Raw genomic sequence first — 22,400 nt, 5'->3', positions numbered from 1 at the left:
CCCCACCCCGGAATGAAACGGAAAAGAAAGGCTCGATATGCCTGCGGCCTCCCGAACCAATCGACAGTTGTTCAGAACGACATGGCCCTTCGTGGCCGTGGTGGTCTCGTTGCTCACGCTCGTGGCGACGAGCCTTTCGATCATGTCGTCGGTGCGCGCGTATATCGGCGGCGAAAGCACTTGGTCGAAAGGCCAGAAAGACGCCGTGTTCTATCTCATCCGCTACGCGCAAACGGGCGACGAAGAGGCATATCGGCAATATGAAAGCTCGATTGCAATCCCGCTCAATTTGAAGCGCGCGCGGCTCGCGCTCGACCGTGCTCACCCCGATGTCGAAACGGCGCGCGCCGCGCTGCTCGAAAGCGGCGTCTATCCCGCGGATGTCGGTTCGGTGATCTGGGTCTTTCGCACGTTTCGCCGCGCGAGTTACTTCGAGCAGGCCGTCGGCTACTGGACGAGCGGCGATCTTTACGTCGAACGGTTGACCGTCGCCGCGCGCGAGTTGCGCACGGCAAAGGCGGCGGGCGTTTCGGCGCGCAATGAAGTGGACTATTTGACGGGCGAAGTGTGGAACATCAACGCGTCCATCGCGCCAATCTCGCGCGCTTTCGCCGATGTTCTCGGCGCCGCGTTTCGGCAAACCGCGCTGCTTTTGTTCGTCTTGAATTTGCTCGTCGCCGTCATTCTCGTGTCGCTGTCGGTGTGGTACGCGCGGCGCTTCATCACCGGACGCATCGCCACCGAAAACGCCTTGCGTCGAAGCGAGGCGCGCGCAAAAGCGACACTCGGGTCGATTGGCGAAGCGGTCATTTCAGTCGGCCCGATGGGACTGGTCGAGTTCATCAATCCCGCCGCCGAACGCCTGCTTTGCCGCGAGGCCGCCGCTTGCGTGAAGCGCCCGCTCACGGATCTCGTAACCATCGTCAGGGAATGGGACAGACGGCCTGTCGATCTCATCGAGAAGGCGCTGCGCGGCGCGGATCGCGAGGAACCGGGCGGCGATCTCATTCTGACTAACGTGCATGGCGTCGAAACCGTCGTGCAGGCCATTACGTCGCTCGTGCACGATACGTCCGAAACGATCACCGGCGTCGTGCTGCTCTTGCGCAACATGACGCGCGAGCGCGAGTATGTGTCGAGCCTTTCATGGCAGGCATCGCACGATGGCTTGACGGGGCTGCTCAACCGCACGGAATTCGAACGGCGTCTCGCGGCATCGCTCGATCCGCAAGCGGACAGCGCAACCGAACGCGCCTGCATGCTGATGATGCTCGATCTCGATCAGTTCAAAGTCGTCAACGACACCTACGGTCACGCAGCCGGCGACACCATGCTGCGCGAAGTGGCCGCGCTCATCAAAAAATGTCTGCGCGACGAAGATTCGCTCGCGCGTCTGGGCGGCGACGAATTCGCCGCGCTCATGTTCGACTGCCACGAAAACCACGCCTTGCAGATCGCCGAACGTCTGCGCAGCGAAATAGCCGCTTTCGAGTGGTCGTGCGAGACGCACACGTTATCGACGAGCGTGAGCATCGGCCTCGTCGATCTCAAGGGACTCGATGTCGAAACCGCCATGCGCTTCGGCGATATTGCCTGCTATCTCGCGAAGGAACGCGGACGCGATCGCGTTCATCTCGCGCTGCGCGGCGACGCGGAACTCACGCGCCATGCAAGCGCGATGTCGTGGTGCGGGCGCATCAAGGACGCGCTCGCCAACAATCGCTTTTGCCTCTACGCGCAAGAGATTCGGGCGATTGCGCCCGAGCACTGCGAGTCGCATCCACGGCATGTGGAAGTGCTGCTGCGCATGGTGGGCGAAGGCGGCAAGATCATTCCGCCGAACTTCTTCATGCCGGCCGCCGAGCGTTATGGCCTCATGTCCGCCATCGATCGATGGGTCGTGCGCGCCGTGTTCGCGGTGCTCGCGAAGACCGGAAATCACGAGGGCGTGCAGTACGCGATCAATCTTTCGGGCGCCTCCATTGGCGACGAGCGCTTCCTGCAGTTCTTGAACGATCAGTTCGCGGTCAGCCATATCGCGCCTTCGTCGATCTGCTTCGAAGTGACGGAAACGACGGCCGTGGCCAACCTCGCGACGGCCGCGCGTTTTATCCGCGAACTCAAGAGCCGCGGCTGCAAGTTCTCGCTCGACGACTTCGGCGCGGGCATGTCCTCGTTCGGTTATTTGAAGCATCTTCCGGTCGACTACATCAAGATCGACGGAGGATTCATTAAGGACATGTTGAAGGATGCCGTTAACCGAGACATGGTGGCGGCAATCAACGATATCGGCCATTCGATGGGACGCTTGACCATTGCGGAATACGTCGAGAGCGAAGCGATCTTGCGCGCACTCGCCGCGATGGGCGTCGATTTCGTTCAGGGCTTTCACGTCGGCCGCCCGGCTCTCTGGGCGCAGAACGTCGAGTTCCTTGCGATCAACTAGGAGGAGTTTTGGATCCCACTTTTCAGCGGGTTGGTGACCTCAAGGACATTGCCAGCTATCCGGCATGGCTCGCGGATGTTCTGGCTGAAACACATGCGGCCAAGCAACGGGTCGTCGACCATCCCATTTTCGCGGCGATGCGTGAAGCGCGTCTTGAACCGCGTCAGGCCGAAGCGTTCCTCGTGAACGGCTGGCCGGTCGTCGAGCAGTTTCCGCAATACATGGCGATGAATCTGCAGAAGTTGCGCTATGGACATTCGCGCGGCGAAGATCTGGCGCGTCGCTATCTGACGCGCAACATTCGCGTCGAGCAAAACCATGCGGATTACTGGGTCGATTGGGCCGCGGCTCACGATGTCAGCAAGCGCGCGTTGATGAAGGGCAATGGCCCGTCGCTCGCTTATGCGCTCAGCCACTGGTGCTGGAAAAGCAGCAGCACGGATGCGCTGGCTGCGAGCATCGCCGCGACGAATTTCGCTATCGAAGGCGTCACGGGCGAATGGTCCACGCTGGTTTGCAGCACCGATACCTACGCGATGAGCCTTGCGCCGTCGATGCGTCGCAAGGCGATGCGCTGGCTCAGCCTGCACGCCCATTACGACGATGCGCATCCGTGGGAAGCGCTGGAGATCGTGGCGACGTTGCTCGGCAATGCGCCGGGCGTCGATGAAGTGCATGCGGTCAAGCGCAGCATCGAGATGAGTTACGAGTATTTCAAGGTGAGCCTCGACTGCTGTTTTTGAGGCTTGCTTTCCTTTGTGGTGCTCCGGTTCCGCAGGCGCTGCCTGAGCGGTTCGGATGCGCTCGGCCGTAATCCGAACCGAATCTGGAACAGCAGAATGAAGATCAAATTGATGGCATGTGCGGCAATGGCGGCGCTTTGCGCGACGGGTGCACACGCACAGGCCGCCGGGGATATTCAGCTCAACGCCGGCTGGATGCACTTTGCGCCGCAGGATTCTAGCGATCCGTTCAACATCTCGGCGCTCGGACAATCGATGACATCACCGGGCGCGGGCGCTTCCGTCAGTAACTCGGACACGCTCGGACTCACGGCGGCTTACTTCTTCACCGATCACATTGCGGTCGAGGGAATCGCCGGCGTGGCGCCGAAATTTCATCTCGATGGCAAGGGCACCCTCGGACGCCTGGGCGAACTCGGCACGGCGCGCGAGTGGAGTCCTACCCTCTTGCTGAAGTACTACTTCATGAGCGCGCAGAGCAAATTCCGGCCTTATGTCGGCGCGGGCGCGTCTTATGTATGGTTCTCGGATGTAAAGCTCAGTTCGGCGATGTCAAATGGCGCGTTTCTTTACTCGCCGCAATTTGGAACCGCGCTGACTGGACCGACGACGGCGCACATCAGCAGTTCGTTTGCGCCAGTGGTGAATGCGGGCTTTGCCTATAACTTCACGCAGCATTGGTCGGCGGCGTTTTCGGTGTCTTATATGTGGCTGTCGGCACGAGCGACGTTGACGACGAATTCAGCGGTGGGGACGGTGCGGAGTGAATCGAAGATCAAGCTCGATCCGATCGTGACGTTTCTTTCGGTGGGGTATCGGTTTTGATGGGTTGTTGTTTGTCGTATTTGATGTCGTGTTGGTTGATGACGTATGCGCGGGTGGCGATTTGGCGACGGGGTGAGTGCGTTGTTGCTGTTCGTGGTTATGATGGTCGCTTTGGTTAGGGACTTTTGATTCTTCGTGGGTCAGATTGGGTTCGGTGGGTGCTTGGGTGTGAGCGGCGGTTTATCAGCGTCGCGCGAGGGCTTTGTATTGCGACGAACTTTTTGAATAAACCCGATGCGTGTGTCGCTGTTGGTGTCCAACTTTCCGAAGCACCGAGGCGCGAGTCGGCGAGAGTTTTGATTGTTTTTGCTGAACCGCAGATGTGTTGGTTCGCCGATCAGCGGTTGCTAATTTGCGTCGGAGCTTATATGAGGCGTCTTGCGCACTCTCAAACTTAAATACGAAAAGCGTATTGTTTGATACGTCGAACTGAAATCAAGCGCTTGCATGTTGTTTTCCGTTCAGGTTTTGCCAAGTCGGCTAGTTCTGACCGGCCAAAGGCTGCTTAGTTGCGTGAAACAACTTGCATTTATACACATAACTATTTGATTTAAAAGAGATAAATTGGATTTATGATGCAAGGAGATTGTTTCACGCCAGCGATCGATTCGCTCTTGGAGATGCACGATAACGCAACATTTCTTCATGCGATTCTTGGGTTGCAATGCTGTTCAATCGTCGAGAGCTGAATCGGCCTCGACGCTCTTCGGCAGTCTCCGCTACGTGGAGTTCGTAACGCCTGCGTTTTAATTATCGTTGTATAACGCGACTACGCTTTCAACGGCACTCCGCGATATGAGCCACCATCTGGCATCGCTCGGTCGATCAATTGAACCAGGCCTTAATTAAAGGTCTTTCTTCCTTTGCAGGACCGTGCCTTGGTCGCCAACTAAACAACGTCTGGCTCCGTTTTTTCCCACCATGGATTGGCCATTACAGACTCAGCAAATGTGGCATGCGTCGCGCGCTTCCCCAGCAGCGTTACAACGATATGCGAAGCTGTGCAAACGTAGCCGGCGACTCGGCGCAAAGCCGCCGACTGCCATCTGTCATCGAATGCTGAATCCGCCAGTCGCTTTCCGCCTTGCTGTTCCACGAAGGTGCAGCGGTATTTCGTCTCTCTGATGCGCTGAAGCATTCATGGCCCCCGCCGCCATGTTGCGGCATACCTGAGGTGCCGTCTAGGCTAGCGCCATGGAAGTAGGCGTGCATGTCAATGCTGGTGCGCATGCAGGTGAGTCCATTCCTAGTGTTTCTTACCTGCCTTATTCGGCGAGGGGCGTGGAGGTTAAAGACACTCAAACCCAGCCAACCAGATGCGCCTGCTCTTTGCCGCCCCTCCCCTCTTCTCGAGCGCTACTCAAATCGGGCGGCGAATTGCGTCGTTGACTTAGATTTACGCAGATAACGTCGATATTGCGGTTATGCACATAGTTGCGATTGCACGTCCGGACTTCTTTCGCTTTTGGCCAGCTGGAGGGGACAGAGAGCGCGCCTGGAGCTTGCGTTCGAACACGGTTCGACGTATTCAGCGCCGGGGAAATTGGTCTCCAACGCAGCGCTTGAGTTAAATGTCCAGTCACTTACACATCGCCGAAGTAAGTCCGAGCATTCCACTCGCTTGAATATCCGTACTCCCCTTTGGAGGAGCAGTCGTCCCACGTGTTGCGACGCATACATCATCGACTTTAGATGCGCTCTTCTGTATCACGTATCGATCAGACGGGACTCGCAAACGCCATCGCGGACGCCTGCCCCCAAAGGGCCGTAATCGTTTTTTATTGAGTTGGAGCACTGCATCTCGTTTCAGCAGATCACTGGGTCCACGGCAATAACGGCACGGTTTTGATCGATGGTTAAGTTTCTGCGGCCAGGACGACCAACTGCTTTCGGGAGATGGGAGCACTCAGACGGCACTGGGGGGTCCAAAGCACTTATGCAGCATTTGTCAGCGACATATATCCGACCGCACTGCCTCATGTACTCGAAAAAAGCAGCGGCGATCAAGGAACGCGATCTTAAACGCGGATGGGGAATTACCGCCGCGCGAATGAGCAACAATCTGACCATAGAAAGTTTTGCTGCCTTACTGTTTATCGGCCGGCGATAGCCGCGACGCTAGCGCGAGATGAAAGCCAGGCCGACGCATGCCCATCAGCCTCACTGAACGAACCCTGAGCAGCGCCGTGATTTCATATGCCGTGACATGCACTGGATTGCGTGAGTCACCTGTTGTTTCGCGTGCGCGATCCGGTGATTAATAGCCGTCGAAACTCGGGAAGAATGTGCGAGCATCAGGAAAGCCATCGTCAAAGTCGCGCAAGAAGATGACCATGCATGCCTCTTGGACGAAAGAACCCTACAAGCCCATGTTCGCGTGTCCGAATTCGGACGCTGAGTCCCCCGAATAGGTCGGCATCGCGCCATTTTGCTGCGTCCGTTCATGCGTTGCAGATGCCTCAAAGTCAGGCGTATCAACTTCTCTTGCTACTTGTCCGAATTCGGACACCCAGCGTCCGGCGCCTTGAGACCGCTACACTCGATCCTGGCGTCTAGTGCGGGTTTTTCGGCGTACAACTGCACTCCATAACGTTCCGAGCGCTATCGCCTAAAGCTATGCAGACACGCAATGTCAAATGCTGCGAGAATGCGAGCGAGGCGTCATCCGTCCTGCACCGTAAATGTGTCTTCGCAAAGGCGCGTGATCGTGGACTCGCACGTGTGTCTCGATCTGCAAAATTCGTTCGCGGACGAGACTGTCCGAATTCGGACAGCCATAAGAAGCGCGGGCAAGGTGGGAGGCGTGCGTTGTATGTTAACTAAAGCGCTCGCTAGAGTGGCTCATTAGTTATTGCTTCGTACCACCGAAACGGAGCGTTGTACCGGTGGTGCGAAGGTCTCTTTAACTCGAATTTACTTAAGTATTGTTGGATAGCAGAGTGTTTGCGAGTGTCCGCATCGACGCCGGCAGGGTAGCGAAGGGGACCACGGGCAGGCGCCACGCTAATACTCGCAAAGCCGGTAGCATCTGTCGAAATATTCTGTCGCGCGGAAACAGAGAGATCTATCTCGCTTGTACATTCATCGCACAACGTCGAGTAACCTTTCCGCACTCATCGCGAGAAATTGTTAGAACCTCTGGACTCTAACGCGTCGACAATGCGCAAGAAGCACATGAGATGCGAAGCGAAAGTCGCCGCACCCGACCGAGTGTGACCCGCTTGCAAAAAATGTCTTCGTACGCTGAAGTGCGCACGCGTATTCCGAACACTGTCCGAATTCGGACACTTCGATGCGACTTCGGGATGGCTCGCGCAAAAAAACCCGCCAGCGGCGGGTTAAGAGTCTTCAAACATCACTCCGACCGAATCGAAAACATTTTCCCAATATGTTCTCTAAGCTGACTTTCCTGTTCCTCGGTCATCACACCAGACTTGAACTTAAACGTAAGTCCCTTCACGTCTTTGGTAATGCTTCCAGCCTGAACCTTCCCCGCGAAAATCTTTAAAATACTTCTTCCGCCGGCATCCGTAGAAGAACCACGCTGTCCCGCCTGCGCGCTCAAACTAGCCGCGAGCTTTGTTTGAACTAGATCACCCGACACAACCTGCGGCCACAACTCTTCGAGGGCCCGCACTCCAGATTCACCGGTCTTCTTGAGCGCATTAACCGTATCTTGTGCCGATGAAGCACCCAACACCGCCGGATTCAAATCAAGGTCACGCTTCACAAAATCCGGCAGATCGTCATAGGCCAAAAAACGATATAGGTCGCTACGCGAGATACCCATCGCTTGCGCGAGTCGGGTTCGATTAGGAAACTCTGCTTCAGCCCGTCGAATCGAAATTGCAATCTCATAATCGGAAAGATCATCTCGCGTGACATTTTCCATCAGCGCAAGCGCCGCCATGTCTTGATCCGAACACTCGATCACCACCGCCCTGATGTTCTCGCGATTGATCAGCTTATGGGCGCGAAGCCGCCGCTCGCCCGCAACCAACTGAAACCCATCACCCAAACGACGGACGGTAACAGCCTGCAGCAAGCCGACCTCATCAATCGAACGTGCTAGCTCCGAGAGCTTGGCTTCGTTGAACTGCCGTCGAGGCTGCCAGGGATTCGGTACGATCTCACTCACCGGAATCTCAGTCTCGACGCCCTTCCCCTCCAACTCCTGAATCCGAAGTTGGGCCGCGGCCAAGGCACTCGTAATTCCCGGCATGGTTTGCGGACCGCGCGCCGACTTGTCCTTCTTCGTCTCGCCTTTGAAGTCTGCCGGCTTCGGCAAGTTGGCCGTCTTGGCCATGAGTTGTTCTCTGATGTTATTGCTCATGCCGACTCCTTCCAGGATTTGACGAACATGTCATCTAGCCACTTGGCATACTGCATCATCGGCTGACGAACACGCTGAAGCGACTTGGCGATCGAGTGCGTGCTCACTACATCGAGCGCAGTCGAAAAGGACAAAGCTCCTCCACTCATGACAGAACTTGCCGGGATCTCGAAAGGATCGAGCCACCGTCCATACGCACTCTGTGCCCACTGACGAACGACCGGAGCTGAAGACGTCTTCCCGTAATCGACCTTGGACAACAAGATCGAAATGAAGTCATAGACCTTGTCTTCCTCATAGGGCAGAAAGTCTTCCGCGACATCCGAGAACAGACGCCAAAATGCGAGCGAACTGATGAAGTCGAGGTTCTCGGGAATCATCGGCATGACAAGCGCATCCGCTGCGAGCAACGCGTTCAGATTCATATACGAGAGCGACGGCGACGTATCGATCAGTATGTAGTCATACTGCGCCTTCAAAGGCTCAAGACCTTCACGGAGAACCGCCCAGAAGCGATATCCCTGGATCGTCTTCTGACGTGCAGGAAGCAAGAACTCCGCGCCATAGAGAAACGTGTGACCTGGAATGATGTCGAGTCCATCCCAATAGGTCGACTGAACGCTCGCGCCCAGACCGCCTTCGACATTCTGGTCATATATGTAGGGGAGCACGGTGTCGTCTCCGGAGATTTCCTTCTCGGCGTAGAGTCCGCAAAGCTCGGACGCCGATGCTTGCGGATCCAAGTCAACCAGCAGTACCTTACGTCCCAACAGCGTCAATGCCTGCGCAAGACATACAGTCGTCGTCGTCTTAGCAGAGCCGCCTTTGAGCTGTGCAGTCGTCAGCACTTTCCCTCGGAAATCGCTTTCGCCATCCGCGAGACGAGTCTGATAGATATCGGACGCCATCTTCACCCACAGACGAACCTCGGGCAGCGTGAACGTACGGCTGCGGCCGTTGCCATTGAGCGTGCCTTGCGGCAAGCCACCTTCGCCCTTGGTCACAAGATACTGAATCTGCTGCCGCGTTAGATTGCACATCTCCGCAAGCTCGCCGATCGTGTAATACGGCGCAAGTTTACGCGGACGAGGCGCTAGGATCTGTTCGCGAAGATTGTCCGAGAAGGGTTCGAGGTTATCGGCGAACTCCGCGACTTCGCGAAGCGTGACCCTGCGGTCTTCCATCGGTAGGGTGCCTACGTTGGCCATTCTGCGCTTCCTCCTTGTTTTGATGTCGAAGCGCAGAATACACGATAACGCGTAAACAAGGTTGTAGCGAAGATCGGAGCCTGTCGCACACAGACACACACACGGACTAACTCCTTGTTTATTAGCGACTTATTGCGGCCGAAGACGCGTCAAACTTTGTCGCCAATGCCTAATCTTGACCAATGAAGCCTGCACACATCGTCCACTTTAGAACGGCTGCACAAAAACCACCCCGGGGTCGCTTTTTGTGCGACACGACTTAATCAATAATTTCAAGGACTTATATACCAAAATTCGAAGATTCCTATTTTCCTCGAAGTCCGGTTTGTTATGTTCTTTTGTAAACTTTAACCCGCAAACCTACAAACAGAGACCGAAAAACCGTTTCGAATCAAAGATCACCCCTGTGGATAGGGACGCTTTTTGTGCTGTACAGGGCGGTTTTTGTGCGCGATAGGCCGGAAAATGTGAACGACAGGGCGGAAATTGTGGCCTGGGGGTCGGAAATTGGGCAAGCCGTCCGACTGCCGGGGTGCTTTTTGTGCGGGTCGCTTCGCTCGCAACCGGGGTGGTTTTTGTGTTGACACGCCTTTGTTGCCTGATAGAGTGCCGGGGAATCGAACCGAACCAAACGCATGCAAGCTCAGGACCTCACCGCTACGCCGCAGCAACTCGCCTTGGACATCTACGAAGACATGTCCTCGCAAGGCTCGGCTATTTGCGAGTCCACGAGGGACATCGGCTTTCTGCGCAACAACATTTTCACGCGGGTCGGTGGCCTCGGCATCGCCGCACGCCGCGTGCTGGACGCCGCCTACTTCATCGTGGCCACCAAGGCGCCCGATGAACTGATCGACGACAAGGTCTACACCTTCACAGCCGACATCAACTACTTCAAGTGGCTGATGCGCTACGACAGCCGCAACCATAGCCACCTGATCGCGCAAATGCGCTCGGCGGCACGGGCGCGGGTCGAAATCATGACGGCGCCGTCTATCGAAGAACTCACCGAGAAGGATTCGTGGGGCACCATCAGTCTGCTCGGCGACTGCTATATCGAGCGCAACGTCGTTTGCATTCTGCTGGCGGGGCGCGTCATCAAGTACCTGATCAGCCCGTACAAAGCGCATTGGCTGAGCTTGCGCGCATCGACGGCATTTTCATTGTCGCTTGCGCGCGCCATCTACGACCGTCTGATTCCCTGCGAAGGGCACGGCGTGACCGAATGGTTTCCGTTCTCGGAAGTGATCGAGTGGCCCGGCAAGGTCGGCGAATCGCGAAAAGAGGTGAAGGAGTTCAAGAAGCGCTTTCTCGAACCCGCCATCGATCAGCTCAATGAAGTATCTGATTTCGATGTCAGCTGGGAACCCAATGCGGAACGCGTATCGGGCGACAAGCTGAAGATTCGCTTTCGCTTCACGAAGAAGCAGGGCGCCGATGCAGCCCGAGCCGGCATTCAGGACTCGATGTATCTCGTGCTCCACAACGAATTCGCCTTCGACACCCCCGACTTCGAGCGCCTCGCGAGCCGCCGTGACCTCTGGACAGACGAGCGTCTTCAGCAGGCTATCGAATACACGCGTTTCAAGCTGAACGAAGGCAAGGTCACGGTCAGTCCGCGCGGCTATCTGTTCAAGGCGCTCGAGGGCAATTACCGGATCGGCGAGGCGGATCGCAAGATGGCGTCGATCAAGGCGAAGCAACTCGAAGACGACAAGAAGACGCGCCGCGATCACACCGACGCGCAAGCGCAGCTCGAAGCCAGCATCCAGGCTCAGAACGACACGGCCCGCGCAAAGATGGGCGAAGAGACGAAGGCGGGCCGCGAGTTTTTCGAAGCCGCCGATGCGCCGCTGCGGCGCGAACTGTGTCAGTCGTTCGTGAGTCAACTGATTCCGCAGCGTCTCATCGAGAAGCAGGGCGTCTCGCGTGAAACCCTGAGCGCCGACAATATCCTCACCGTCAATCGCGTGGTCGCGGATGCATTTTGCTCGCACGTTTTCAACAAGATGAAGAAGGTCAGAGCGGGCTTGAAGCCAGCGTGACCGATGCCAGCGGGACAGCGCTCCCGCGTTTCACCAGGAAGCTGTATGCCCGCGAATCAGGATAGCGTCAGCATGGCGCTCTTTTGCGACTTCGAAAACGTCGCGCTCGGCGTGCGCGACGCGAAGTACGAAAAGTTCGACATCAAGCCCGTGCTCGAACGATTGCTCCTCAAAGGCAGCATCGTCGTGAAGAAGGCTTATTGCGACTGGGATCGCTACAAGGGCTTCAAGTCCGCGATGCACGAGGCAAGTTTCGAGCTGATCGAGATTCCGCACGTGCGGCAGTCGGGCAAGAATTCAGCCGATATCCGGCTCGTCGTCGATGCGCTCGACCTTTGCTACACGAAGTCGCACGTCGATACGTTCGTCATCATCAGCGGCGACTCGGACTTCTCGCCCCTCGTTTCGAAGTTGCGCGAGAACGCGAAGAAGGTGATCGGCGTGGGGGTGAAAAACTCGACCTCCGACTTGCTCGTCGCCAATTGCGACGAATTCATTTTCTACGACGACCTCGTGCGCGAGCAGCAGCGCGCGCTCGCCAAACGCGAGGCGAACGTGGCAACCAAGCGTCCCGCCGATGCCGACCGGCAGCCCAAGCAGGAGCCCGACGCGCGCAAGTCGCAGGCGGTCGCGATCGCCGTGGAGACTTTCGAGGCGCTGGTGTCCGAGCGAGGCGAGGGCGAAAAGATTTGGGCGTCGGTGCTCAAGAGCGCGATTAAGCGTCGCAAGCCGGGGTTCAGCGAATCGCACTATGGCTTTCGCGCGTTTGGGAATCTGCTCGACGAGGCGCGTTCGCGCGGTCTGCTGGAAGTCGGTCGCGATGACAAGTCCGGCTCTTTTGTCTTTCGTGCGGCCCAGACGGTGAGCGCGGATGCGGGGCAGGGAGAAGCGGTGGCGGAGCCTCAGAGCAATCAGCGCCGACGCGATAAGCGTGGCGGCCGGAAGGACAAGCAGCATGCCGTTGCGGAGGCCGTGCAAACTTCGGCCGATGACGACACATTCGAAGTCGTGGATGAATTCACGGAGCATACCCGCGAAGACGCGCAATATCCCGCGCAAGAGTCTGCCGACAACGACGCGCTCGCAACTGCCGACGAACCCTCGGGCCACCATTCGCGTGGACGTGGCAGGCGGAATGATCGCCGAGGCTCGCAGCGTCCTGCGCCCGAATTCGCACGCGCTTTGGCTGACGACGACACGTTCGAAGTTGCGGGCCACGCAGTCGTACCCGGCGATCACGATAGTCGCGAAGACGCGTCGGAGCGCGTGCAAGCGTCGCCTGACAACGACGCGTCCACACTGGCCGACGAACCCACGGGCTATCCACGCGGGCGGGGCAAGCGTAATGGCCGAAGAGACGCGCAGCGTCGCGCATCGAGTGATAACGATGCGTCTGAAGTCACCGACGAACCCGCCGCGCCGATCAGCCAGGAACCCACCGCTGCATCTCACACCGAGAAGAAGCCCTCAGCGAGCCGACGCGGCGGGCGAAAGACCGCTGCAAAGAAGGCCGCTGCCGAAAGCGCTGCCGCGTCCTCGGATACAGGCGTTTTCGTGCAGCCTGGCGATGCAACCGACATTCCGAAGCCCGCAAAAAAAGCGCGCAAAACGACGTCACGCACGAGCCGGTCGCGCAAAGCCACCACGCCAACCGACGAGCAGTAAGCAACCTCAGTCGAGACGGAGTCGTTTCAGCACACGACTTCGTCGATGACCACTTCAATCGCTCTCGAAGCCCAGTCGATGAGCGCTGACGGCAAGCGCCGCGAGTTCATCGAAAGCAACGCAATCAACACCGCGAGCACGATGAGGCGAATGACGAAACGCTTCATCGTTTTGTCGCCCCGATTTTATTCGGGCGGCACTTGCGCAACGAGACGCGCACCGCCAACGAACACGACGAATAGACTGACGTTCGCATTCATCGTCGAGATACACGAAGGGCTCTTTCAAGCGCGAAGTGACGCGCGATGGATTCCGGTCGCGCAATGAAAGCGTGAATCGAAAGCGGCTTCCTCCCTGCCAAATTGATTCGGATGACGAAATAATAAATCATGCGTCCATCCGTACAATGATTTTCGACAGGGCTGCGGCAACAAACCGAGTGCACGTTTCAACGTCATTTTCACGAACTTGTTGTAATCTAGAATTTCGTTCACCGCTTCGTCATCAACAGGAAAAAGACGGCGGCACGACGCACTTCGAAACTATGTCCATGTATGCCGAGTGGAGGAAGCCATGGAGTCAGCCGTTGACGTTTATGCAGGGTTCGAGATTTCCGTACGCGCCAAGCGCAACGAGCGCGAAGCGTGGGTCGCGGATATCGACGTTCGTCGCGATGGCGCGTCCGTCATCGACGAATGGCCGCAGACCACGCAGCCGGAATGGCGCACCGTCGAAGAAGCGCTACGCGACGGCATAGAGTGGGCGCGTCGCACCATCCGGCATCGCTTTCTCAACGATCCTTCCCACTCCGACGTAGCCGAGCGCGAGCGCGCGCAAACCTGGTTCAACGACGAACTCGAGCATCGGCCCGGAGCGGTCGTGGTGCGCGTCGGTTGAAGCCGCTTCGCCTACGACAACATCATTCCTTGCAATCGAATAGAACAGATGCCCAACGAGATTCCGGAATCGCAAGCTGTCTGTAACCCCATTTCGCGCAGCGCGATCTTTATCGTCGCCACGGTGGCGCACGGACGCGAGCACGGCGACACCGTGCGCTCCTGGTGCGGCGATATCGCCGCGCTGGTCCGCGCAGTTGGCACGCGGGCTCCAACCGCGAATCTCTCTTGCGTGTGCGGCTTCGGCTCCGACATTTGGGACTCGCTGTTCGGCTCGCCACGCCCGGCCGCGCTGCATCCGTTCCGCGAGTTCGGTTCGGGCGAGCGGCGCGCCATTTCCACGCCCGGCGACATTCTGCTGCATATCCGCGCGGACCACATGGACCTGTGCTTCGAGCTTGCTGCGCAAATGCTCGAGGCACTCGGCGATGCCGTTACTGTCGTCGATGAAGTGCACGGCTTCCGTTACTTCGATCTGCGCGATATGGTCGGCTTCGTGGATGGCACCGAAAATCCATCGGGCCGCGCGGCGCAGCACTTCGCGATCATCGGTGAGGAAGATGCGGAATTTGCGGGCGGCAGCTATGTGATCGTGCAAAAGTATCTGCACAAAATGGCCGCTTGGAACGCGCTGACGGTAGAACAGCAGGAGAAGATCATCGGCCGCAAGAAGCTGTCCGATATCGAACTCGACGCAGCGGTGAAACCCTCGTGCTCGCACAGTTCGCTCACCACGCTCGATGAAAACGGCCAGGAAGTGAAAATCCTGCGTCACAACATGGCCTTCGGACGGCCCGGCGCGGGCGAATTCGGCACGTATTTCATCGGCTATGCGCGTTCGCCCGCGCCCACCGAGCAGATGATGGAGAACATGTTCGTCGGCAGGCCGCCCGGCAACTACGACCGGCTGCTCGACTTCAGTCACGCCGTCACGGGCGGCTTGTTCTTCGTACCGTCGGCCGACTTGCTCGAAGCACTCGCCGACCGCGATCCCGCCGCACAACCCGCGCCCGCATCGTCATCGTCGTCTTCATCCGATGCAACGCCGAGCCGTGCGGACGGCTCACTGAACATCGGTTCACTCAAAGGACAGTCCTGACATGAATAACCTGCATCGCGAACTCGCGCCCATTTCGAGCGCGGCATGGTCGCAAATCGAAGCGGAAGTGGCGCGCACCTTCAAGCGCTCGCTTGCCGGCCGGCGCGTGGTGGATGTGAAAGGTCCCGGCGGTGTCGATCTTTCGGGCGTGGGAACGGGACATCAGACGGCGATTGCATCGCCTGCCAAGGGCGTGAGCGCGAAGCGTTACGACGTGAGGACGCTCGTCGAACTGACGGTGCCTTTCACGTTGCAGCGCGAATCGATCGACAGCGTCGAGCGCGGTTCGAACGACGGCGACTGGCAGCCCGCGAAGACGGCGGCAAGCGAACTGGCTATCGCCGAAGACAGCGCCATTTTCGATGGTTTCGGCGCGGCGGACATCACGGGCATCCGCGAAGGATCGTCCAACGACGCGACGACACTGCCTGCCGACGTGAGCGACTATCCGCGTGCCATTAGCGAGTCGCTCGAAAAATTGCGGCTTGCGGGCGTGGACGGTCCGTACACGGTGCTGCTCGGCGCGGATGCCTACACGGCGCTCGCCGAAGCCAGCGATCAGGGCTATCCGGTGATCCAGCATATCAAGCGCATAGTGGATGGCGATCTCATCTGGGCGCCTGCCATCAAGGGCGGCTGCGTGCTTTCCACGCGCGGTGGCGACTACGAACTGCATCTCGGGCAGGACCTCTCCATAGGCTATACGAGCCATACGGACACGACCGTGCAACTCTATCTGCGCGAAACGCTAACCTTCCTGATGCTGACGAGCGAGGCGTCGGTAGCGGTGGTCGCTGCATCGGCTTAAAGCGCGGGTCACGCCTTACCTCTCAGGTAATCGACGCACGGCACGGCGCACGCGAAGATGTCTTCACCTCATCAAACGGGAGACATTCGAATGACCGCATACGCCGTGGGCCAACTGCACGAAGTCGAGATGTGCGCGGATATCGTTCAATACCTGGAAGCGATCGATGCGACGCTCGCGCCCTTCGACGGTCACTTCATCATTCACGGTGAACGCCCGGAAATGCGCGAGGGAGAGTGGAAGGGCGATCTCATCGTGATCGCCTTTCCCGATCTCGCGCAAGTGCGCGCCTGGTATGAATCCGACGCTTATCAACGCATCCTGCCGCTACGCACGAAGCACGCGAGCAGCGCGGTGTTCTTCATCGATGGCGTGGATAGGGATCACAAAGCGACCGACATCCTGACTTAACCCGACAGCGGCCGCTCGGGTTCCAGGGCTGCGCCGCCCAGAATGGACGTTGCATCGGCGCGCGCGTGGTTGAGTTGCACGAGGCTCGCCTGACGCGCGGCGAGCGCATCGCGATGCGCTATTGCAGTGAGAATGGCCTTGTGCCGCGGCAGCGACAGCGCATGCGTGTTCGGATGCCGGCTCGTCAGCTTGATCGATTCCGACAGCGCGAGCGACAGCATATTGCCGATATACGCGAGCATGTCGTTGTGCGTCGCGGACATGATCGCGCGATGAAAATACAGATCCGGTTCGAGCAGTTCTTCGGCGGTCTGCGCAGCTTCCATGCTCTTATATGCCGCGCCGATACGCTCGATATCCTCGTTCGTTGCAGAGATGGCGGCGAGCGCGGCAGCGGCAGGCTCGATGATCTGCCGCACCGTCATCAGCGAACGAAAGAACTCGCCTTCACGGAGATTGCCGACGGTCCAGACGAGCACATCGGGATCGAGCATGTGCCATTCGTCGCGCGCACGCACCACGCTGCCCACGCGCGGCTTGGAGACGACGAGTCCCTTCGCCACCAGCACGCGAGTTGCCTCACGCAGCACGGGACGGCTCACGCCATAGGTTTCGCAGAGCGCGGGCTCGGCAGGCAGACGTTGTCCCGGCGCGAACACGCCGCTCACGATCTGCATGCCGAGTTCCTGCACGATCCGTCCGTGCATGCTCTTGCGTTTCGCCGGGTTCCGGTAGTCCATATCGATCCGGCCGATGTCCTGAAGTCGCGCCCGTTGCGTCCGTTGCGTCCGCTACGCGGTGGTCGCACGCATCGCGCGATATTCCCGCCGCACGATTTCCATCAGCTCCGCCACCGACGTATTCGCGCTGCGCTGCTCATACGTCACGCGTCCGCGTTGCATCAGGATGATGCGATCGGCGATATCGAGCGTCTGCGCGTAGTTGTGCATGATCATGATGATCGACAGGCCGCCTTTCTCCTTCAGACGCAAGACGAGATCGATGATGAGCGCAGCCTCGCGTGCGCCCATGGCGGCGAGCGGTTCGTCGAGCAACAGAATCTTCGCGTTCGAATTGACGGCGCGCGCCACCGCGATAGCCTGACGTTGGCCGCCCGAAAGACGCTCCACGGGCAGATCGACGGAAGGCACATGCACGCCGATATCGTCGAGACATTGCGCGGCGCGCTCGCGCATCTGCTTGTGATCGAGCAGACGAAACGGGCCCGGCTTCACGATCTCGCGATTCAGGAACATGTTGTGATAGATGCTCAGCGAATTCGCGAGCGCGAGATCCTGATACACACATTCGATACCGAGCGAACGCGCATGATCGACCGAGCGCAGCAAGGTTTCTTCACCGTGTATCTCGAGCTTGCCATCGGTCTGCTGATGGTAGCCCGTGAGTATCTTGACGAGCGTGGACTTGCCCGCGCCGTTGTCGCCCAGCACGCCAAGAATTTCGCCGGAGCCGAGCGAGAACGACACGCCATCGAGCGCCGTCACCGCGCCGAAGCGCTTGACGAGGTTGTCGCCACGCAGCGTATAGCTCGCCGGGGCGGTTTGCAAAACATCGCTCATACCCGGCCTCCCTTGCGGCGAACGCGGCCGATATGGATGTTGAAGATCATCGCGGCGAGAATGGCGGCGCCCAGAATGATGTTGAACGTGAACGCGTTGATGCCGATGAGCGTAAAGCCATCGTTCAGAATGCCCAGCACGGCCGCGCCGATGAGCCCGCCCACGATGGTGCCCGAGCCGCCGGTCAGTGGCGTGCCGCCGATCACGGCCGCCGCGACGGCCAGAAACATGATCTGGTTGCCGCCTGCTTGCGGGTCGATGGACGTAATGCGGTAGCCCTCGAGAATGCCCGTGAAGCCCGCGAGCACTGCGGCGAGAACGAAGTTTCCGAGCCGCAAGCGGTTCACCTGAATTCCGGCCTCGCTCGCGCCAATGGCGTTCGCGCCGGCCGCCTGCGTATGCAGTCCCCATCGCGTATGACGTAACAGCACGTGCATGACGAAGCCTATCGCCACCGTCCAGATGATCTCGCTATAGCCCCATCCGCCCATCACGGCAGCGAAGCCCGGTTCGCCCGGCGTGGCCACCGGCGTGCCGCGTGAAAGCGTCAAGGTGATGCCGTTGATGAGAAACAGCGTGCCGAGCGTGGTGACGAATGAAGGCAGGCGCAGCCATACCGTCACCGCGCCGTTCACGAAGCCGATGATCGCCGCCGCGACGAGTCCCGCGATCACCGCGAGCCACATGGGCGCGCCCGCGTCGTTGGCGAACACCATCATGAACGGCGCGAAGGCGAACACCATGCCCGCCGACAGATCGATGTCGCCGCCGATCATCAGCATCACTTCGCCGAACGCAATGATCGCCACCGGCGCGATGAACTGCGAGAGGTTGACGAGACTCGCGTTGCTCAAAAGGAAGTCGTGATTGATGACCTGAAAGTACGCGCACAACAGCACGGCCACGAGCAGGATGCGCAACTCCGCCGCCCAGTTCGACAACAAGGCCCCGCGCGGCCGTGGAACGCGCGCGGGAGCTTGTGTCTTCTGCGGTTCGTTGACCGCGTTCATCATGATTTGATCGCGCCGTTCATCGGCACGATCTGCGGCTTGGTCGACTTGCCTTCATAGCGCGTCGACGTGTTGAGATACGGCTCGACCGTGCCCTTGGTGACGAACTTCAGGCCCGTGTTGATGTTGGCAGGCCCGACGAGTCCACCGGAAGCCAGGAACGTGAACGCTTCCACGACCGTATAAAAGCCCTGCACATAAGGCTGCTGGTCGATGGTGAAATCGAGGAAGCCTTCGTGAATCAGCTGGACGGTCTGGGGCAACAGATCGAAGCCGCCGCCGTGCACGCCCTTCGACGGCAGGTTGGACTCCTTCATCACTTGCGCCACGCCTTGCGTGCTGCCTGCATCGACCGCGAACATGCCTTTCAGATCTTGATGGCCGAGATAGAACGCCTTGATCTTCGAAAGCTCTTCGTTGACCGTGGCGCCGGTGGCGACCGTCTGAACGTCGATCTTCTTGCCGGACTTCTTGATCGCGTCGCTCGCGCCATCGAGGCGCGGCTGGATGTTCAACTGTCCCGGCGTCGCGATGAAAAGCGCCACCAGGCCGCTGTCGACGAGACTCGCAATACGCTCGCCCATTTGATAACCAGAGAGATACAAGTCCTGCCCGATGTACGCGAGGCGCGGGCTCGTCTTGCCGCGCGGCGCATCGGCGTTATAGGCGAACACGGCGATGCCCGCATCGAGCGCGGCCTGGATGGGCTTGTCGAAGGCGGTCGGATCGACGATAGGAACGGCGATGGCATCCGCCTTGGCCGCGATGGCGGAATTCACCGCGCGCACCATTTCGCCCGCATCCGAAGTGGCGGAGCCCGTCCACTGATAATCCATGCCGAGCAGCGAACAGGCGTCCTGAATGCCGTATTGCGTTGGCACGAAGAAAGGATTCGTGGTCACGTGATTGACGAACACGATCTTCCATTTCTTGTGCTGCGGAAATGCGGTTTCCGCGGCCTGCGCCGACGAGATCAATCCGCCCGCGCCGCCGGCCGCGCCGAGAAGCGACAGCGCTGCTCCCAGACCCGCACCCTGCATGAGGCCGCGACGGCCGTTGTTGATCGTGCTCTTGTTGTCTTCCGCGTCTTTTGAATCATGCGCCATGTCTTCCTCCTAGCCCTTTCTCGTTGGTCGATGGGTCGACTGATCGTCGATCATGTTCAGATAGTGAGTGGTGCGGGTTTGCGTCAAATGATGGGATGCTCGTGCAGCTCCGACGTTGTTCTATTTCTTCGATTCATCGCGCTCTCAGGTTCGGCGTGGTGAAGCTCGAAGCACTCGGTTTGCTTCGCTGCAGCATCGCCTCTCGCTGAATTAGCCAAACTATATGCAGCGTTCACGCACGTTTCGATTAGCGTTTTCCCGGTAAGATGAAGCGCAATAGTCATGCTATTTCCAGCATCTCTCAAAGAGTGGGTAAAAGACATGGATGAGCCAAAACGTAAACTTCGATCGGCCGCCTGGTTCGGCACCGCGGACAAAAACGGCTTCATGTATCGAAGCTGGATGAAGAACCAGGGCATTCCGGATCACGAGTTCGAAGGCAAGCCGATCATCGGCATATGTAATACGTGGTCCGAACTAACGCCGTGCAATGCGCACTTCCGCAAGCTCGCCGAGCACGTGAAGCGCGGCGTATTCGAGGCGGGCGGTTTTCCCGTCGAGTTTCCGGTGTTTTCGAATGGCGAATCGAACCTGCGTCCCACGGCCATGTTCACACGCAATCTCGCGAGCATGGATGTCGAGGAAGCCATTCGCGGCAATCCGGTCGATGCGGTCGTGCTGCTCGTCGGTTGCGACAAGACCACGCCCGCGCTTCTGATGGGCGCGGCGAGTTGCGACGTGCCGGCCATCGTCGTGTCAGGCGGGCCGATGTTGAACGGCAAGCATCACGGGCGCGACATCGGCTCGGGCACGGTCGTGTGGCAACTGAGCGAGCAAGTGAAGGCGGGCAAGATATCGATTCACGAATTCATGTCGGCGGAAGCGGGCATGTCGCGTTCGGCGGGCACCTGCAACACCATGGGCACCGCATCGACCATGGCGTGCATGGCCGAAGCGCTCGGCGTGACCTTGCCGCACAACGCCGCGATTCCTGCCGTCGATGCACGCCGCTATGTGCTCGCGCATTTGTCCGGCATGCGTATCGTCACCATGGCGCTCGAAGACTTGCGACTGTCGAAGCTCCTCACGCGTGAAGCATTCGAGAACGCCATCCGCGCGAACGCGGCCATTGGCGGTTCGACCAATGCGGCCATTCACTTGAAAGCGATTGCCGGGCGCATTGGCGTCGATCTACAACTCGACGACTGGACGCGCGTCGGACGCGGCACGCCCACGCTCGTCGACCTTCAGCCATCGGGCCGCTTTCTCATGGAGGAGTTTTATTACGCGGGCGGCTTGCCTGCGGTGCTGCGGCGCCTTGGCGAAGCGAATTTGCTGCCGCATCCAAACGCGCTCACCGCGAATGGCCACACAATCTGGGAGAACTGCAAAGAAGCGCCGCTCTATAACGACGAAGTCATCCGGCCGCTCGACAAACCGCTCGTGGAAGACGGCGGCCTGTGCGTGCTGCGCGGCAATCTCGCGCCCAATGGCGCGGTGCTGAAGCCGTCGGCGGCGACGGCGTCGTTACTCAAGCATCGCGGGCGCGCGGTCGTGTTCGAAAACTTCGACGACTACAAGCAGAGAATTGCCGATCCCGAACTCGAGGTCACGAAAGACTCCGTGCTCGTGATGAAGAACTGTGGACCGAAGGGTTATCCGGGCATGGCTGAAGTCGGCAACATGGGTTTGCCGCCCAAGATTCTCGCGCAAGGCGTGACCGACATGGTGCGCGTATCCGATGCTCGCATGAGCGGCACCGCTTATGGCACCGTCGTGCTGCACGTTGCACCGGAAGCGCGCGCGGGCGGTCCGCTGGCTATCGTGCGCAACGGCGACTGGATCGAGCTCGATGCCATGCAGGGCGTGCTGCGTATCGATATCGACGAAGCGGAGATCAACACTCGGCTCGAAGCATGGAAGGCGGCGAAGACCGAGACGCCCGCGGACCAGAGCGGTTATCGCAAGCTCTATGTCGATCATGTGCTGCAAGCCGACGAAGGCTGTGACTTCGACTTTCTCGTGGGCTGCCGGGGCGCGGAGGTGCCGCGTCACTCGCACTAGCCACGAAGCGCACCGAACTATTTTGATTTCTCGTTGACAACGCGAATTTCGGCGCACTAGTATCGACTCCATTCCTTACGGCCCGACAACGATGTCCGCCTGAGGACCCGGCGTAGAAGCCCCCTGACGAACCGTGCGTTCGTCAGGGGGCTTTTTTTTGT

The 22,400-nt window shown here is 58.9% G+C and carries 17 protein-coding genes; 10 read left to right on the top strand and 7 right to left on the bottom strand.

The genetic code is table 11. The features are described from left to right. Positions 1-67 precede the first annotated feature (67 nt). The 3 genes from NCR40_RS28230 (at position 68) to NCR40_RS28220 (ending at position 4,014) form a co-directional block, all read left to right on the top strand. On the top strand, positions 68-2,446 hold the full coding sequence (locus NCR40_RS28230; RefSeq protein WP_250511395.1) for an EAL domain-containing protein: 2,379 nt from the start codon (positions 68-70) through the stop codon (positions 2,444-2,446). Positions 2,447-2,454: 8 nt separating this feature from the next. After that, complete coding sequence (locus NCR40_RS28225) at positions 2,455-3,189, top strand: iron-containing redox enzyme family protein (RefSeq protein WP_250511394.1); 735 nt, start codon at positions 2,455-2,457, stop codon at positions 3,187-3,189. A 102-nt stretch (positions 3,190-3,291) separates the two neighbouring features. Beyond that, complete coding sequence (locus NCR40_RS28220; RefSeq protein ID WP_370652291.1) at positions 3,292-4,014, top strand: OmpW/AlkL family protein; 723 nt, start codon at positions 3,292-3,294, stop codon at positions 4,012-4,014. A gap of 3,355 nt (positions 4,015-7,369) precedes the next feature. On the opposite strand, the gene NCR40_RS28215 is transcribed toward NCR40_RS28220, so the two are convergent. Both NCR40_RS28215 and NCR40_RS28210 read right to left on the bottom strand, forming a co-directional pair. Continuing rightward, positions 7,370-8,347 carry a ParB/RepB/Spo0J family partition protein gene (locus NCR40_RS28215; protein ID WP_244831059.1) on the bottom strand — a complete coding sequence of 326 codons (978 nt, stop codon included), beginning with the start codon at positions 8,345-8,347 and terminating at the stop codon, positions 7,370-7,372. Continuing rightward, a complete protein-coding gene (locus NCR40_RS28210) occupies positions 8,344-9,555 on the bottom strand; it encodes a ParA family protein (RefSeq protein WP_244831060.1) in 1,212 nt (403 codons plus the stop codon). Before NCR40_RS28210 ends, NCR40_RS28215 begins: the two co-directional genes overlap by 4 nt. Positions 9,556-10,190: 635 nt before the next feature. Here NCR40_RS28210 and NCR40_RS28205 point away from each other — a divergent pair. Both NCR40_RS28205 and NCR40_RS28200 read left to right on the top strand, forming a co-directional pair. Next, positions 10,191-11,600 (top strand): replication initiation protein, encoded by a 1,410-nt coding sequence (locus tag NCR40_RS28205; RefSeq protein WP_250467778.1) that lies wholly within the window; start codon positions 10,191-10,193, stop codon positions 11,598-11,600. A 45-nt stretch (positions 11,601-11,645) separates the two neighbouring features. Then, positions 11,646-13,265 carry an NYN domain-containing protein gene (locus NCR40_RS28200; RefSeq protein WP_250511393.1) on the top strand — a complete coding sequence of 540 codons (1,620 nt, stop codon included), beginning with the start codon at positions 11,646-11,648 and terminating at the stop codon, positions 13,263-13,265. Between the two features lie 26 nt (positions 13,266-13,291). Here NCR40_RS28200 and NCR40_RS28195 read toward each other — a convergent pair whose 3' ends face one another. Further along, a complete protein-coding gene (locus NCR40_RS28195) occupies positions 13,292-13,432 on the bottom strand; it encodes a hypothetical protein (protein WP_250511392.1) in 141 nt (46 codons plus the stop codon). Positions 13,433-13,838: 406 nt separating this feature from the next. Here NCR40_RS28195 and NCR40_RS28190 point away from each other — a divergent pair, with 406 nt between their 5' ends. The 4 genes from NCR40_RS28190 (at position 13,839) to NCR40_RS28175 (ending at position 16,479) form a co-directional block, all read left to right on the top strand. After that, positions 13,839-14,162: a DUF6566 family protein gene (locus NCR40_RS28190; protein ID WP_250467782.1), complete on the top strand. Its 324-nt coding sequence runs from the start codon at positions 13,839-13,841 to the stop codon at positions 14,160-14,162. A 48-nt stretch (positions 14,163-14,210) separates the two neighbouring features. Next, entirely contained in the window at positions 14,211-15,260 is a 1,050-nt protein-coding gene (locus NCR40_RS28185) for a Dyp-type peroxidase (RefSeq protein ID WP_250467783.1), read from the top strand. 1 nt (position 15,261) lies between these two features. After that, entirely contained in the window at positions 15,262-16,068 is an 807-nt protein-coding gene (locus tag NCR40_RS28180) for a family 1 encapsulin nanocompartment shell protein (RefSeq protein WP_250511391.1), read from the top strand. Between the two features lie 90 nt (positions 16,069-16,158). Further along, positions 16,159-16,479: a DUF1330 domain-containing protein gene (locus NCR40_RS28175; protein ID WP_244831067.1), complete on the top strand. Its 321-nt coding sequence runs from the start codon at positions 16,159-16,161 to the stop codon at positions 16,477-16,479. Here NCR40_RS28175 and NCR40_RS28170 read toward each other — a convergent pair. Genes NCR40_RS28170 through NCR40_RS28155 form a run of 4 tightly spaced genes read right to left on the bottom strand, consistent with a single transcriptional unit; the run spans position 16,476 to position 20,175 of the window. Then, on the bottom strand, positions 16,476-17,219 hold the full coding sequence (locus NCR40_RS28170) for a FadR/GntR family transcriptional regulator (protein WP_244831068.1): 744 nt from the start codon (positions 17,217-17,219) through the stop codon (positions 16,476-16,478). The genes NCR40_RS28175 and NCR40_RS28170 overlap by 4 nt on opposite strands. A gap of 51 nt (positions 17,220-17,270) precedes the next feature. Continuing rightward, positions 17,271-18,059, bottom strand: a complete 789-nt coding sequence (locus tag NCR40_RS28165) for an ATP-binding cassette domain-containing protein (protein WP_250511390.1) — start codon at positions 18,057-18,059, stop codon at positions 17,271-17,273. Continuing rightward, a complete protein-coding gene (locus tag NCR40_RS28160; RefSeq protein ID WP_244831930.1) occupies positions 18,056-19,069 on the bottom strand; it encodes an ABC transporter permease in 1,014 nt (337 codons plus the stop codon). The genes NCR40_RS28165 and NCR40_RS28160 overlap by 4 nt, the downstream gene beginning before the upstream one ends. Further along, a complete protein-coding gene (locus NCR40_RS28155; RefSeq protein WP_244831070.1) occupies positions 19,069-20,175 on the bottom strand; it encodes a sugar ABC transporter substrate-binding protein in 1,107 nt (368 codons plus the stop codon). Before NCR40_RS28155 ends, NCR40_RS28160 begins: the two co-directional genes overlap by 1 nt. Positions 20,176-20,496: 321 nt before the next feature. On the opposite strand from NCR40_RS28155, the gene NCR40_RS28150 reads away from it, so the two are divergent. Then, positions 20,497-22,239, top strand: a complete 1,743-nt coding sequence (locus NCR40_RS28150; RefSeq protein WP_250511389.1) for an IlvD/Edd family dehydratase — start codon at positions 20,497-20,499, stop codon at positions 22,237-22,239. Positions 22,240-22,400: the final 161 nt, after the last annotated feature.

It is taken from the genome of Caballeronia sp. GACF4 (assembly GCF_023631025.1).
In the GTDB taxonomy this organism is placed as follows: Bacteria; Pseudomonadota; Gammaproteobacteria; order Burkholderiales; family Burkholderiaceae; genus Caballeronia.
Note: the sequence above shows the minus strand (reverse complement) of the source record. Positions and strands in the feature narration are given on the sequence as shown.